At 45.7% G+C, this 16084-nt stretch carries 8 protein-coding genes; 5 read left to right on the top strand and 3 right to left on the bottom strand.

Annotated features, from left to right (window positions below; all coding sequences use genetic code 11):
• The first annotated feature begins 102 nt into the window (after window positions 1–102).
• Window positions 103–4839 (top strand): S-layer homology domain-containing protein, encoded by a 4737-nt coding sequence (locus tag RGB73_RS28190; RefSeq protein WP_310766645.1) that lies wholly within the window; start codon window positions 103–105, stop codon window positions 4837–4839.
• A gap of 83 nt (window positions 4840–4922) precedes the next feature.
• Here RGB73_RS28190 and RGB73_RS28185 read toward each other — a convergent pair whose 3' ends face one another.
• On the bottom strand, window positions 4923–5576 hold the full coding sequence (locus RGB73_RS28185; RefSeq protein ID WP_310766643.1) for a YigZ family protein: 654 nt from the start codon (window positions 5574–5576) through the stop codon (window positions 4923–4925).
• A 288-nt stretch (window positions 5577–5864) separates the two neighbouring features.
• Between RGB73_RS28185 and RGB73_RS28180 the strand changes: the two genes are divergently transcribed.
• From RGB73_RS28180 to RGB73_RS28170, 3 genes are all read left to right on the top strand, one after another.
• Entirely contained in the window at window positions 5865–7289 is a 1425-nt protein-coding gene (locus RGB73_RS28180; protein ID WP_310766641.1) for a TolC family protein, read from the top strand.
• A gap of 347 nt (window positions 7290–7636) precedes the next feature.
• Window positions 7637–10897, top strand: a complete 3261-nt coding sequence (locus RGB73_RS28175; protein WP_310766639.1) for an S-layer homology domain-containing protein — start codon at window positions 7637–7639, stop codon at window positions 10895–10897.
• Between the two features lie 125 nt (window positions 10898–11022).
• Window positions 11023–11823, top strand: a complete 801-nt coding sequence (locus RGB73_RS28170; RefSeq protein WP_310766637.1) for a hypothetical protein — start codon at window positions 11023–11025, stop codon at window positions 11821–11823.
• On the opposite strand, the gene istB is transcribed toward RGB73_RS28170, so the two are convergent.
• Together istB and istA are read right to left on the bottom strand one after the other, a co-directional pair.
• Complete coding sequence (gene istB / locus RGB73_RS28165) at window positions 11768–12496, bottom strand: IS21-like element helper ATPase IstB (RefSeq protein WP_023555238.1); 729 nt, start codon at window positions 12494–12496, stop codon at window positions 11768–11770. The genes RGB73_RS28170 and istB overlap by 56 nt on opposite strands.
• On the bottom strand, window positions 12493–13998 hold the full coding sequence (gene istA / locus RGB73_RS28160; protein ID WP_024985199.1) for an IS21 family transposase: 1506 nt from the start codon (window positions 13996–13998) through the stop codon (window positions 12493–12495). Before istA ends, istB begins: the two co-directional genes overlap by 4 nt.
• 53 nt (window positions 13999–14051) lie before the next feature.
• On the opposite strand from istA, the gene RGB73_RS28155 reads away from it, so the two are divergent.
• The gene (locus RGB73_RS28155) at window positions 14052–15839 is read left to right on the top strand and encodes a hypothetical protein (RefSeq protein WP_310766636.1); all 1788 of its coding nucleotides are present in this window, start codon (window positions 14052–14054) and stop codon (window positions 15837–15839) included.
• Window positions 15840–16084 lie beyond the last annotated feature (245 nt).

The raw sequence follows: 16084 nt of genomic DNA, 5'->3' as shown, positions 1-16084 counted from the left end.
CTTATCTACTTGGTTCTTTTTATGCTCTATAATTCCCTTCCATTCAATGGGGGAGACAACTTTTCCTTCTTTTGGGGAGAAACACTTAAGTGGAGACTCGATTTGTCCGATAATGAAAGGGAGAAAACTATACCCAGAACAAAAAATGGGGAAATAAAGGAAAAAGAAAATTGGAGAGGTGAAACAATGTTTAAAGCCAGTCAACAAGTCCGTCGTTGGTTCGCCCTTTGCTTGATCATGATGATGCTTGTAACCGGTCTGATCCCGGCGGTTCCAACTTCAGCTGCGGCACAGGGAACATGGACTATTAAAAACCCTTCCGACTTAATCGTAAATAATGGTGGTACTGGTCAGACTACACCTAGTGAAATCAACTCTTTTGGTACACAATCCAATCCTGTGGAAGTAAAGACAAGATCGATTAAAGGAATAGTCCTGACAAACTCGGTTGCAAATAATAATACGGTAACAGTCAAAGTTCAGGACCAAGTAGTTACATTCGACAAACCACAAGCGTTTGTTGGGAACACGCTTACTCTGGATAAATTTGATATTGATAGAAACGGGAATGTGACAAAGGTAGAAGTAACGTTTAACGATGAAAAGATTACCATGTTTTACAAACTGGAAAAAGGGTCGTATGGAACATCGCTTACTTTTAAGGCGAATGGAGTTGAGGTCGGGAGGGTAGGTGACCCGGGCAATGAAAACGATCCGATCGTAGTGTATAACAGTAAATTGTCGGGGCTTGAGTTTTCCTATAACGGTGGAACTCTTGATCCGGAACCTCTGATAGAAGTGCAAGTAAATGGTGTGACTGTTCAATCGTATTCGGGAACTCTTGCAAAACCACTTCCAGCGACCGTTAGTTTGGAAACGATTAGTCTTAAGAGCAGTTTAAATATGATTAAGGTCGTTGCAGTAAACACTGGGTACGAGAAAACGGTAGTTTATGATTATCAACAGGTTGGCAGCGCGATCGTATTAACAGATTACAAAGACCAGGGGAATAGCAAAAATAACGCTGTTATTCATCCCGAGAATCATATCACCCTTCGAGGTGTGGTCGGAACTTCAAGTGGTATAAAGCCTGAGAACCTGAGATTGGAGATTTCCACAAATAACGGTCAAAACATCAAGGATTTAAGTTCTACCGCGCCATCAATATCCGGCTTGAGCTTTACCTTTTATGATATTGAACTGGAACCGGGACTGAATGAGATTACGTTTTATGATCAGGTAGGCGCTAAAAGAATTGAACACCTTCATTTTTTTGTGGTGTACAATAACACTCCGTACATTGACAATATTACGGTAAATGACACCCCTTTAGGATTGACGACTACCTTGATTACTGTTCCTTCGAATAAACGGTTGTCACTTAGTGTAGACGGTTCGGTGAAGAGTGCAGACAGAGTTGTAGTAAAAAACATGACTACAAATGAAGAAGTGGAAACCAAAGTTTCCTCAGGGACCTTTTCTGCTTCCATTTCTTCTGTTCTAGGCGAGAACAGACTGGCTTTTACTGTTTATAGTAAAAATACAACAGTCGGAGTCATCACTCGTACAATCCATGTTGTGTCGAGAGATAAAAATACTGCCAATCAGCTTAACAATGTGGAGATAATCCAATCCATACCTGGTCCCCCGCCAAGTGAGAAAAGCTATGCTTTGGATCTCAACAAAGTAGTGACGATATCAGGTAGTATAGATGCGAATGGTAACACCGAGACCTTCAGAATTAAAGGAAAGGCTCTCTTGCAGTTTGAGAATAATGCCTTGCAAACATTTAAAGCCCTGCGACTCAAGTTTTCGAAACCGGGGAGTAGCTTTACGGTCGAAGTAGCTCCATCAAAAGCAGACAGTAAAGGGTCTGGATTTACTGAGTATACGTTTGATACTGATATTCAAACGAAAATCAATAATGCAACGGTTAAAGCAGGACTCTTTAAAGACGGGGATGTCTACACGGTTAGTGCTGATTATGTGTTCATCCAAAAAGACAACGCTACTCCCCCGAGTGAGGTAGAGGACTACGCAGTTATTAACGGGTACGAATACAAATTTATGTTTACCGACTCCAATAAGGCCCAATTTGTCAAAGCGACTTACGACGGGACGAAGGAGCTTTACGAGGGGGGTGTAAACGTCCTAGGAAAATCGAATGTGGGAATTACCATCCAAACCAAGAATATGAGTAATAACCCATCCGATTACAAGGTATTATATGAGGGGAAGGAAGTTACTCCCCAAGTAAGCACAAATCAAATTTATATTGACATGAAAAATCTTCCGGCAGGTACCGGGACTCTGGAGATTAGGTATTCGGGTTCCAATGGCCCGGTTTCCGTCACATACAAACTGCGTGTTGAGGTATCCCCTTACGTACATTTGACCTATACTGACGGAACGGGGCAAAAAACTTTCGAGAGTGGTTACGAAGCCAGCAGCGATAGTGACTTCTACACACTGAACGGGAAAATTTACAATTACCAACTGACAAATCAAAACATTATAGTTAGATTAAATAATGTTGATATAGTTGAACTTGATGATGATAACAACGATTCGCAAGATGATAATGACGGTATTGGGGATGGCAAAGTTGGAGGGTTGAAAATCAATCCATCCACTGCTTCGAACCCTGTCGGTTCTATTTCCATTCCAGCATCTGCTATTCGTGAGATCATCAACGCCAGGGGACAAGGAGAACACGAACTGGAAATCAAGTTGACTACGGATCCATCGGTCAGCCTTACCTACTCCATTCTATATATGTCTTCGAAAGCACCAACGATTAATGACATAAAGCTGGAAATCATCGAGAATGGCAAAACGACCGAATTGACGAAAAAAGCAACAGATACAGCTTATCAAACCAGTGCCAAGTTCTTGAGCGGATTTAGTTTCAAAGTAGAAGATGGTGCGGAACATGTATACATCGAGAAGAGTGGGAAACGAATTGCTGATTTCCGTTATGAAAACGGAGACTGGGAACTTCAGGAGAATAATCAGGATTACATCAACACGATTCGCGATATCCCGTCAGACTTGCAAGATGATTTCGAGAGTCTCAACTTTGAGGCGCAGAGCCGCATATTGTTTGATGCAAAGATGAAAAGCCGTGAATACGGTGACTTGATTGAATCCGTACAAGACGAACTTTCAAAGGCGGAAGAACAAGAGAATGTACTCGCTCTGTTCCCGCTTACTCTGAAAAAGAATGGTTCTACAACTTATACGATTGTAGCTGAAGATTCGAAAGGTGCAGTAGTTCGATACAATTTGACCATTAATCAAACAACGAATAGCTGGGAAGTAATCTCTCCGGTTAAGGCAAAAGAATCCGATCAATATATCGTTGTCAATTCGAACAGTGTTCCAATTAAAATCTTTGCAGAAAATGCAAACAAAGTACTGTTCGGAAAAACAGAGGCAGTTGTAACCAATACGGACAACCCTGACTTTAAGTACGACAAAGATCGGGGTAGGGAAATACCGGAGACTTACTATGTGTTTACAGCAACGGTGTCGTTGAAAAAGGGTTTAAACAAAATCAAATACACGGTGCAGGTGGGCAGCAATTCGTACAATGATGAAATTCAAATCTTTAACGCAAATTCATCTGTAAATGGTGCAGAGTACCGTGATATTTTAGGGAAAAAGGTTTCCTTTAGTGTTTTTGATAAAGCACTCGAATTGAAATTCCCATCGGGAACAGTGCTCCTTTCACCCGAAAATAAGTTGGAAGGAGAAGAAGTGAAAAATCCACTCGGAGATATCTTTGTAGATGTTCCTTTGTATTTTGGTATCGCCGATCGTACAACGGGTCAAGTTACTATCCCAGGTTCAAATATGAGCTCCAAATTGGATTTGGATGATAACTTTAACTATGCAAGCCCCCTGTACTACGTAGATGCTGGGGACAAAGAGGCTCCTGGCGGACGCGATCCTTACGAAGAGAATGATGATGATATTAGGGATTTTAAATCGAGGAACGAAGAAAACCTTGTCCCAAGTCGTGCAGGAACTTTGTCGATTAAGTACGACGCATCTATTGTTAATGCGGCAAATAATATTCTTACTGTCTTCTACCAAAGTGGTTCCGGTGATTGGCAGAACCTTGGTGGTGTCGTTAATACAGGTAAAAAGGTAATTACGGTACCGTTTAGAGGATTTGGGTATTATATAGTGCTCAAAAACCGAGAGTCCTTTGACGACGTAATTGGCCACGAATACGCTCGGGACGCAATGGAGACATTGTTCTCGAAAGGTATTATGGTCAATTACCGAGCCAATGAGTTTGGAGCATACAAAGACATTAGTCGTGGTGAATTTGCAACCATGCTGGTTAAGGCGCTGGATTTACCGATTAACGATGGACCGTATGAGGATGAGGATACTCCATCCAGTCCAACGTTTAAAGATGTAAATCCGAGACGTGACAGATGGGACTATGAATACAAATATATTGAAACTGCAGCTCGTGCTGGCATTGTACGAGGCAAGGAACCGGGATATTTCAGACCTGAGCAGCCATTGTCTCGCCAAGAAGCAGCGATTATGATTGCGCGTGCACTTAACATGAAGTTGGGGACACTGGATGCATCCAAACTGGCTTTAGGAAAGATGTTCGAAGATGCAAAAGATGTAAGTTACTATGCAGCTCCATCTGTTCTGGCAGTGGCCAAAGCAAAATTGATGAATGGCGAACCCAAGGATCCAAACGCGAAAAAACCTGTTTATCGCTTTGTCCCAAATACAAATCTGACTCGTGCAGATATGGCGGTCATCACCATCCGCGTCATGGTTCAACTGAAAAAACTCCCGAAACAATAATAAAACCATAAGTGTAGCTTCACCCTATATAATAGAAGAAAAGCTGAAGAGGTCATCTGCCTCTTCAGCTTTTTGCCTTCCTGTCAGTCCTCGTCGCCTACCGCTTCGACAGGTACTTCGACATATTCCTTTTCACCCAGCTCGATCTGGGCCTGGCCGTTTGTCAGATCGATCATCCCTGCGACGAACGCATCCTGTTGGCCATCCGGGATCAGGACGTGTACCGTCACACGGTCCGTATAGTCGGTGCCCACGACTCGCTGTTCGGTCAGGCGCAGTTCGTTCTCGACTTTTCCCCACCAATGGTAGTCCACATTGACGGACACCTTTTGGTGGAGGGTGTGCACCACGATCCCGGCCGCTTTCAAAGCCGTTACCGTTCCCGCCGTATATGCGCGGACCAGCCCTCCGGCTCCCAGCTTGATTCCGCCGAAGTAACGGGTCACGACAACGACGGTATCCTTGACCCCGTTTTTCTTGATGCACTCGAGGATCGGTTTTCCGGCCGTGCCGCTCGGTTCGCCATCGTCGCTTGAGCGCTGGATCTGATCGTTTTCTCCGATGACAAAGGCGGAGCAGTTATGCGTCGCGTCCCAGTGTTTCTTTTTGATCATGGCGATAAACGCGCTGGCTTCCTCCTCGGTCGTCACTCGCTGCGCATACCCGATGAAGCGGGAGCGCTCGATGACAATGTAGTCTTCCCCGTAGCCGGCAATCGTCTTGTATTGCTGCAGCATTATCGACTCACCTCATAAAAAGGATAGCATGTGGAGCTTTATGAAGCGAATCCTGAAATTTTTTTGACACATAATCGTATTACTCTATGGAGCAAGGCAGTATGAAAGGGGAAGGGATGATCTATACATGATACAGTGTGCGTAATCCCTTATGAAAATCGTACCAATACACTAATTTTTCGTGTACGAAACATTACTCTGTGATATAGTGATCTTGGGTGAAACTGAAATATTTCAAGTGGTGAAAGGTTTTAACATCAACACAATTTGAAAAGGAGTGTACAGGCAGTGAATTTTCCATACTCGAAAAAATGGATGACCATTAGTTTGGCGGCAGTTCTGACTACGGCGATTGGCGCAGGAACCTTGACGGCATCTGCAAATACAGCCACGACCGAGCAAACGAAAGCAAGCACGACTACAACAGCTGATCAGTCGAAGGACACGACGGCTACCGACGCGAAAGCGACAGATGCGGCTGCGAAGGAAACCACCGATGCAGCAGCAAAGGATGCAACCGACGCAAAAGCGGGTAGCTCGGCTACCGGTACTACTACTACTACCACTACCGGAACAGCGACGGACAAAAACACTTCGACAACCGGAACAACGGGAACGACCACAACCGGTGCATCGACCAGCAACACGACAACGACTGCACCGGCTGCCACGACTCCGTCTACGACGACTACTGCACCCGCAGCCGGAGTAGAAGAGCTCACGCTGGACAAAGCGATCAAGCAAGCGCTGGAAACCAACGCGACTCTGGAGTCCGCTCGACTGGACGCGAAAAACGCGGACCTGAACCAAATGCTTTCCTATCGCACTTCTGCTGAAATGCCGACAGACATGATCGAGTCGCTGGATGCAGCGAAAGCGAAGTATGTGACCAATGCCCAGGCCGATATGAACAAAAAGCTGAACGCGCTGCAGGTAACCGCGACTGAATCGAAAATCAAACTGGGTGCGCAGCAGGCGTACTACAACCTGATTTTTGCCCAGGATGACCTGGAATTGAAAAAGCAAAGCCTGTCTCGCGCCCAGCAGCAGCTGAAAGTAGCCCAAGCTGCCTTTAAAGTGGGAACCAAAGCGAAAACGGATGTTCTGCAGGCAGAGATGGGGGTAGCAGGTGCTCAGGCCAGCCTGACAAGCGCCCAAAACGCCGTTGAGGTAGCTCGCATGGATCTGAACGACTTCCTCGGCGTTGATTTGAACAAACAGTGGAAGGTTGTTTCCTCCAACAAGCAGGCTGCTCCGATCAAAATGACCATGCAGCAGGCAGAAGAGCAGGCGATCTCCAAACGCGTCGAAATGACCAAGGCGCAGGAAGAGCTGAATTTGGCCGAGCTGAACGTCAAGCTGATCGAGGAATACTCTGCCCTGTCCACATGGCCGGGTAAAGTTGCGCGCAACAACGTGGAAAAATCCAAGCTGGCGCTGGAAGAGCAAAAACGCACCATTTCCAAAGAGGTGGCACAGGCGTATCTGAACCTGGATGCAGCCAGAAAAGCGATCGAGTACCAAAAAACGGCGAAGGATTCCGCAGCGGAAAGCTATCGCCTGACCAATTTGCGCTTTGAAAACGGTCTGGCGACTACTCTCGAAGTGATTCAGGCAGAGGAAGAATTGTCCGATCGCGAGAATCAATACCAGAAGGCTGTGTTGAATTACAACCTGGCTGTCGTCAACTTTGAAACAGCTCTTGGAAACTAAGCTAAATTTTCGAACAGTTGATTGAAACTGGAAAAAGGTTCAATGGTGACAGTCCGCCCGGCGTGACCTATAATACGAATTGTGGCGGATGTCACTGCGTACATATCCCGATTGGATACGGCGGCGAAAAAAAACTTGAAACTTTTTTTCGCTGGCACCGCAACTTTTGCAAACCTGAGGCGTTTAATAGGATGTCACACGAAAAACGGGGAATTGTGTAAAAAAGATTCACGGATTCTAGCAATTGTGTTACACTAGTGATTGTTGCTTTTTACACAATACTGACTATACTAGAGATTTTTAACACTCAAAAGCGAAGCTATCCTGCGAAAGGAGGTGACACGCGCTTGCAGGATTCGGGCTTTAAAAAGAAAGATAGATTAACAACAAATATTCCCCAAGAACAATTTGTTTATACTAGAGGAGGAGAACACAAGGTTATGAAAAAGGTCGTTAACAGTGTACTGGCAAGTGCCCTCGCACTTACTGTTGCTCCAATGGTTTTCGCAGCAGAGGACACAACTACTGCTCCTAAAATGGATGCTGCAATGGAGAAAACCGTAAAACGTCTGGAAGCTCTTGGCCTGGTAGCAGGTTATGGCAACGGCGATTACGGCGTAGATAAAACAATCACTCGTGCTGAGTTCGCTACTCTGATCGTTCGCGCTCGCGGACTGGAGCAAGGTGCGAAACTGGCACAATTCAACTCTACTTTCACTGACGTTCGTTCCACTGACTGGTTCGCTGGTTTCGTAAACGTAGCTTCCGGTGAAGAAATCGTAAAAGGTTTCCCGGACAAATCTTTCAAACCGCAAAACCAAGTTACTTATGCTGAAGCAGTAACCATGATCGTTCGCGCTCTGGGTTATGAGCCATCCGTTAAAGGTGTATGGCCAAACAGCATGATCTCCAAAGCTTCCGAGCTGAACATTGCAAAAGGTATCAGCAACCCTAACAATGCAGCAGTTCGCGGTGACGTATTCAAAATGCTGGACAACGCTCTTCGCGTAGACCTGATGGAGCAAGTTGAATACGGTACTGACATCCGTTTCAACGTAACTGACGAAACTCTGCTGACCAAATATCTGGATGTAACTGTTCGTGACATGGAATGGGCTCACGATGACGGCAACGATCCAGACGATCTGCCAGTAGTTACCAAAATCCCAACAATCGGTTTGGGTGAACTGAAATCCAACGAAGTAAAACTGAACGGTAAAGACGCTGGTCTGGGCAGCACTACTTACAAAGTAGCAGACGGCATCAACCCGAACGAGTTCGATGGTCAACACGTACAAGTGTGGATCAAAGACGACAAAGAAAACGTAATCGTTTGGATGGAAGGTTCCGAAGACGAAGACGTAGTAATGGACCGTCTGGACACTTTCTACCTGAATGGCAAAGCTTATTCCGATCCTTCCAACCTGAGCAACTCTGATCTGGACGATCTGAAAATCTCCATGGACGGAAGCGGTAAATCCTACAAATTTACCAAAGACACCAAAGTTACTTACAACTTCCAACAATACAACGATGCTGTTGACGGTCTGAAAGACATCATCAAAGACAACAACTCCGACAGCGGCTATACTTTCGCAGCTAAGCTGGTTCTGAGCGACAACAACGAAATCAGCTACATCCACGTAATTGACGACCAAACTATGGACAAATCCAGAAAAGGTCTGAAATACGGTTCTGAAGTAATCAAGAAAATCGATGCTGACAAGAAGAAAATCGAAAACCTTGATAACCACAAATTCAGCGACCTGGATGACCTCGATGAAGGCATTGACTTCACTGTCCTCCTGGATGGCAAACCAGCGAAACTGGCTGACCTGAAACCAATGGACGTATACAGCGTATACTACGCTGATGGCGACGAGGACAAACTGATCGTTGTTGCTAACCGTACTGTAGTTGAAGGTAAAGTTGACAAAGTTGTTACTCGTAGCAGCTCTGACATCCGTCTGACTATCGGTGACAAAACTTACCGTATGCGTCAAGATGGTTCTACTTACTCCGACAATGCGAACAAAGATGTGAAAACCCTGAGCAGCAAAGATTGGGATTGGGTAAGCGACCTCGATGGTGAAGATGTAAAAGCATACCTGGATCCATCTGGCCGCATCCGTCACATCGAAACTTCTGACGCTGTTAACGATCGCAAACTGAAAGCGATCATCACAAAACAAGCTACTTACAACCCAAGCAGCGATGAGTACGCATTCGTGGTGATGACAGAAAAAGGCAAGAAACTGACTGTCTCCCTCGATAAGAAGAAAATCGAAGACGTTGACGGTAAATCTTTCGACAAAAACGATCGTGAAGATGAACTGGAAGGTCTCCTGACTCCAAGCAAAGATAAAGATCTCGTACTGCTCGAAGTTTCCCTGGATTCCAAAGGTGAAGTGAGCAAAGCGAAAATCATGGATACTTCCAAACTGAAATTCAGCGAAGGATCCGCTTGGGAAAAACTGGCCGATGAAGATGACGATGCAGTAGGCGATGCAGAAGTAACAGACGACACTGCAGTCTTCAAAATGACTGGCGAAATCACTCCAGGAAAACGCCCTGAACTGAAATCTCCAGGTACTGTTAAGTTCAAAGACGTTGCTGATTCCAGCAACCTGAAAGTTTACTACCTGCTGAACGACGATGAAGATGAAGTAGAAGCAATCTTCGTTGTAGACGGAAGCGGTTTGGGCGGAGACGCTCGTTTCGGTTTCGTGAAAGACTTCAAAACTTCCGGTGGAGCAGACGTTATCACCCTGTTGACCAAAGACGACTCCGGCGCCCTGATTGAAAAAGAATTCAAACTGGACGACGACAAAGACGATCTGGTTGACAAAGGTATCCGCCGTGGTGACTTCATCGCATTCGATACCAACTCCGATGACGAAATCATCGTAGACGATGTTGAAGAAGTAGTAGACCGTGCAGACACCAGCGAAGCTGCGAGAATCACTCTGGACGAAGATGAGTGGGCTGACAACGGCATTGAAGACCTGCGTGTAGCTCAAGTTGAAGATGTAGATGGCAACACCATCAAGACTACTGGTGGTTCTAAATTGCTGACTTCCTCTTCCACTGCTTACATCGATGCATTTGATGATCTGGAAGCTACCGACGGTGTTGAAGATGGCGATCTGATCATCCTGATCGACTCCGACGATGACGGTTCCCGTTATGACTACGTTCTGATCGTCGCTGACGAAGACTACCTGGATGAAAACGACATCTCCGAGGATGCTATCGAAGAATTCCTGAGCCAAACTCCAGGTGAAAAACCAGGTAACGGTGGCGGCGACAACTGGGATGCTATCGCAAGCAAACTTGATGGTGTATTCACCAGCATGGGTGGCGGCGTATACGCATACCAAGTAGTTGCTGACCTGAACAGCAAAGTATCCGAAGACGATATCGAGTCTGTTGAACTGAAAATCGGCAACCAAACTCTGACTCAGCCAGAAGTTAAAGTAACTTACACTAATGGCGGAATGAAAGTTCAAGTATCCACAGACGTGAAAGAAGCAAAAACCGGTACTCTGAAAGTTACTAGCGTAGATGGCAAAACTGACACAGCTACTGTAACTTTCAAAGAAGCGTAAGATTCGCTAGAGCTAAAACTCTTGGGGATACAATAGTAGAGCATAGGGGGAGCTAATCCCTTTATGCTCTCTACATACCCTAAATAGAAAAAGAACTTCCAATCAAACTTACGGAGGGGTAGTACGTGAATAAAAAAGTGGTTCTTTCTGTTCTTTCGACCGCAGTCGTTGCAAGCATGGCTGCATCCGCTTTCGCAGCTGGACCAAAAGATGGTCTGTACATCGGCGGTAATGTAAACAAATATTATTCGACTGATGTAATGCTGAACATGAATGCAACAGCTAAAGCAGCTTACCTGAAAGAAGTACAATCGATCAGTGACTACAACAATCTGGTATTTGTGGACTTCACTGGTAAAGGTGCTTCCATCGCAGAAATCTTGGACGAAGGTCTCACAAAAGCGAAATCCGAGCCATTGGTTAAAGAAGATTTTGCAGCTAGCTACGATGTAGCTACTATCGATGGTAAAACTGATGGTACTTACGATGCTCGTAAAGATGTTGATGGTACTACACCTGGCGAGCTGAAAGTTGATTCGGTAAGTGCTATTAACGCTAAACAACTTGAAGTTAAATTTGGTACTGCTGTAGATAAGGATACTGTAATTTCTGGCGGTAACCTTGTAAACACTGCATTCCAGAAAAATGGTGCTGATCTTTCCGGTACTAACCCTGCAGAACTTAGTGTAGATGGTAAAACTCTTACTATTACTCTTGGAACTGGAACTTGGGAAGGTACTTATCTGTTCTCAGTGAAGAAAGATTCCGTTAAATCGTCTGAGGGCGAGTTCATTTGTATTTTGCAACTCAAAAATGCAGAGTTTGGCGGCCAATTTATGCAGAACACTGCCAACATCAATACAAAAGAATTTAGGAAGACTTCATGCTGGATAGAGCATGGCGCAGTCGGTAGCTTTCTCCGGTAAACGCCAGAATATGGGCGTGGTGGACGAGGCGATCCACAAGGGCTGCCGTCAATCGCGTATCTCCAAACACCGTATTCCACTGCCCAAACTCCAAATTCGACGTCACAATCACACTGTTTCTCTCATAGCAGGCCGAGATAACATGAAACAACAGCTCAGCCCCCGTTTGGTGAAAGGGAACAAACCCAACCTCGTCCAAAATCAACAACTCACAGTCTGCCAGTTCTTTTTGAAACCGCATCAGTGCCCCATTCGCGTGTTTTTCCTGCAAGAGCGCAACCAGATCGGGAACACGGAAGAATCGAACGGCATATCCCCTTCGGCACGCCTCTACGCCAAGCGCTGTTGCCAGATGGGTCTTCCCCGTGCCCACTTTTCCCAGCATCAGCACATTTTCCTTGCGCTCCAAAAAACGTAGGTCGATCAATCCCTCCTTTGTACATGTTTCCGGTAAGGTGACTGCCTCAAAAGCGTAATCTTCCAGTGTCTTCAGTTGGGGAAACGCGGCTTTCTTTATCAGTCGCTTCAGCTTTGTCTCCTCCCGCCGTTGAATCTCCATCCGCAAGACTCCCAGCAAGAAGCTCTCCCGATCTTCAAACGGCACCTGTTCATAGGTTTCCATCACATGCGCCAAATGCAAAGTTTTGCACACCTTTGCCAGCTCTTCTCTCATTCCACCCTCACCCCCAGGATCCGGTCGTACTCATCCAGCATGGGTATCTGCCCGTGAAGGGCAGGGGGTGTATGCGACTCTGAAAACGGTTCCGGGCGGAAAACAGGGTGTTTTATCGCGTAAAGGGCATGCTCCAAGGCAACAGCCAGATGCTCTTGCTGATGCGACAATTCTCCCAGTACTTGCCCGATTTCCTCCAACGTATAGGTGTCGAGCAATCGATGGAGCAGGCGAATTCGTGCTTTTCGTGCATTCATGTCTTCCACCGTCAAAAACGTTTGGAGCGCCTGAGGCATCATGTTGGTAAAGGAAGAATACATCACCGCCCGCGGGCGTTTTTCATATCTCTTCAATACCGCCTTCCAATCTACTGAAATGACTTTCTCCGTATAGGGACGAGGCAATGTCACAATCGGGGTATATGTCCCGTCTGCCGTTAACACCTCCAGCACATCCCACTTGACTTTCACCAAAACCGGCTGCATGGCCCGACACTGCGGCAACGGGAAGAGAGCCGCGTCAAACGACAGCTCAGCGTATTTGTTCAGGTGGCACGTCTCCAGCCGGAAAATCTCCAGCGGTGTCGTCGGCAGCGTCAGCAGCTTGCATTTTTCTTGCTCCCACAACTCGGCAATGGTTTGCTTTTTCACATAGTGAGGGCGCTGCATATCCGCACGGGCAGCTTCCGCCAAATACGTCTCCAGTTGTTCCGGCGTATCGATAACCGGTGGCGGAACACACCAGTTCCGGCGTCCATACCCCACTTTGTTTTCCACATGGCCTTTCTCATGGCCGCTGTATGGATTGCAAAACAGGGGCTCAAAGCGGTAATGGGCGCAGAAACGCCGAAACGCTTCCGTACACTCTCGTTTTCCGCCTTGCTGGATGGACACAACAGCAGCGGACAAGTTGTCAAACCAAATCTTGCGAGGAACCCCTCCCATTTGCTGAAATAGCCGCCCTAAGGCCTCCAGAAAGCATTCCGTGTTTTCTTTCGGAACCGGGAACACAAAGGCGGCATTGCTGTACGGAAACGACAGGGTCAATACTTTCCGCTCCACCAGTTCTCCCGACTTGACCACGTACACCGTCCCGAAGTCAGCCTGAGCTTCTCCACCTGGATGCTCCAAACGCTCAAAATGTTCGGCTCGTTCGGCTGCCATGGCTTTCTTCCGTTTGGAGACATATTCGGATACCGTTCGCTGCCCGCCAGGGAAGCCGTACTCATCCCGTAACCGCTGAAACATGCGGACGGCTGTATGGCGTTGCTTGCGTGGAAGACGCTCATCATCCTCCAGCCATGTGTCAATAATCTCTAAGTACGGTCCCAACACCGGATGGCGGCCTTTTCGCTTGCATACCGGTTCATTCCAATCGTCGCGATCCGCATATTTCTTGGCGGTTCGCCAATTCACCTGGACACGTTCCGCAATTTCCTGAATCGAACACCCTTCGACTTCTCGCAAAAATCGGATATACTGTTGTTGTGGCACTTTCAACATTCCTCTCACTCCCTCAGATTTTCGCCAAATCCAAGGGTAGATTTTGTAGGGGGATGTTGGCAAGTGCCTTTTTCATGGCCTCAGAATTGCGGTGGAACTCTGCAGTTTTCCGCCGCAATTCTCTGCACTTTTATCCTGCCATAAACATCATTGCTGCCTACAACGAAAAAGTTACTTATGAAGATACTGTAGCTCCAACCTTGGTTGGTACAGAAACAGTTAATGCGTCTACAGTTAAAGTAAACTTCTCTGAGCCAATCGATGATTTTGGTGCTCTTACTGCAAAATTGGCTGATGGAACTGATCTGTCTAGCTTGGTAAGACCTTCAATCGATGGAAAATCTGTTGAATTGGATCTTTCTGATGCAGGTATTCCTTCCGGTAAAGAGATCACTGTAACATTTGTAGGTGCGTTGGACTTCGGTGGTAACTTGGTAAGTCCAAATCCTGTAACTGCTAAAGTTCAAAAAGGTGCAAAAGATGGTGTTGCTCCTACAGTATCCGCTGTTACTGTTGTTAACGCTAAAAAGTTCGAATTGAAGTTCAGTGAAGAGATCGAAGGACTGGCTGTAACTGATATTTCAGTAGGTGGCCAAGCTCTGACTACTTCTACTGGAACTCTGACTCAAGATGCCACGGACAAAACCAAATACGTTGTTACATTGACTAATGCTCAACAAGGTCTTGTCACTGTATCTATCGCAGCTACCTCTTTCACTGATCTGTCTGGTGAAGATAACGCTGCATTCAGCAAAATCGTAAACTTCACAACTGATTCCGTATTGCCAACACTTTCTACTGCCACTGTTTCCAAAAATAAAGATGGCAAAGAAGTTTTGACATTGACGTTCAGTGAAGATGTAACAGTAAAACCAACTACCACGGTAACAGCTGCTGCGAAAAAGGTTTCCAACTTTGTTACATCTTCTGTAAACCTTACATTCGATCCTGCTGATCTTACTCCTGTTACAGGAAAAGCTAATCAGTTTACGATTGAACTTAACAAAGTTGCTGACTCTGTCTCTACTACTTTGACTGAGGGTGCTTCTTACACTGTTGATATGCCAGCAGCTCTGGTAACAGATACAGCTGGTAACGATAACGTAGCTGCAGCGAAAGCATTCGCTTTCACTCGTGGCACTGATGCTGATACTGCAAAACCAGGAATTGACACTACTTATGATTCTGGAGAGTCTACTCCTAAAGTTGCAAGCAATGGTATCAAGGTAGTTGACAACAACACAGTTCAAGTTAAGTTCGATAAAGCAGTTGATGGTGCTACTGCAACGAATAAAGCTAACTATGTTGTAACTGGTGCAACTGTAGCGGATGCAACTTTGTTGGCAGGTAACGTTGTAGAACTAACTTTGGCTGCTGATTCTAATACTTACACTGGTCTGCGCACTGTTAAAGTTAGCGGTGTTAAGAGTGCAGATGGTGTAGCAATGGATGAATTTACTGCTAAAGAATACTTGGTAGAAAACGTTCGTCCAACAATTGCTAGTGTTGCAGTTACTAGCATTACACCTGACGATGCAGGTACTTTAGGAACAGATGAATCACAAACAGTAATTACACTTACTTTCAACGAAGCAGTTGCTGCTGGTTCTACTAACCCTGAGGACTTTGACCTTTACATTAAAGGCGCTAAAGTTACAACTGGTACTATCTCTACTGCTGGTGGTGGAGCGAAAGAGATCGTTGTTACAATTGATGGAGTTGCTTTGACCGAGCAAGATTTTTCCAACGGTGTAACTTTGAAAGCTCAAGATGACATCGATGTAACTGACACTAATAACAATGCTGCTAACATCACATCTGATATTGCTGTAAGCCTGTAGAAGTTAATGTCTATAGTCTTTCGGTGATATGTATTACCGTAGAGCCTATCACAGAGATGTGGTAGGCTCTTTATTTTAAATAAAGAGCCTAAACGCCCCCTATCCTCCATACTTCTTCAAAAATCCTCCACAGCCTTATTCATGACATCTTTACTGTGTAACCGGTATTGTTCACGAATCCAGTCAGTCTATCCGAGAGCTGAGCTTGGATTTGCACCGTTTTGGTTACCGCTGGTCCTCTATAT

The sequence above is a fragment of the Brevibacillus brevis genome, assembly GCF_031583145.1.
Lineage (GTDB): Bacteria > Bacillota > Bacilli > Brevibacillales > Brevibacillaceae > Brevibacillus > Brevibacillus brevis_E.
This window is presented reverse-complemented; position numbering and strand designations above follow the sequence as displayed.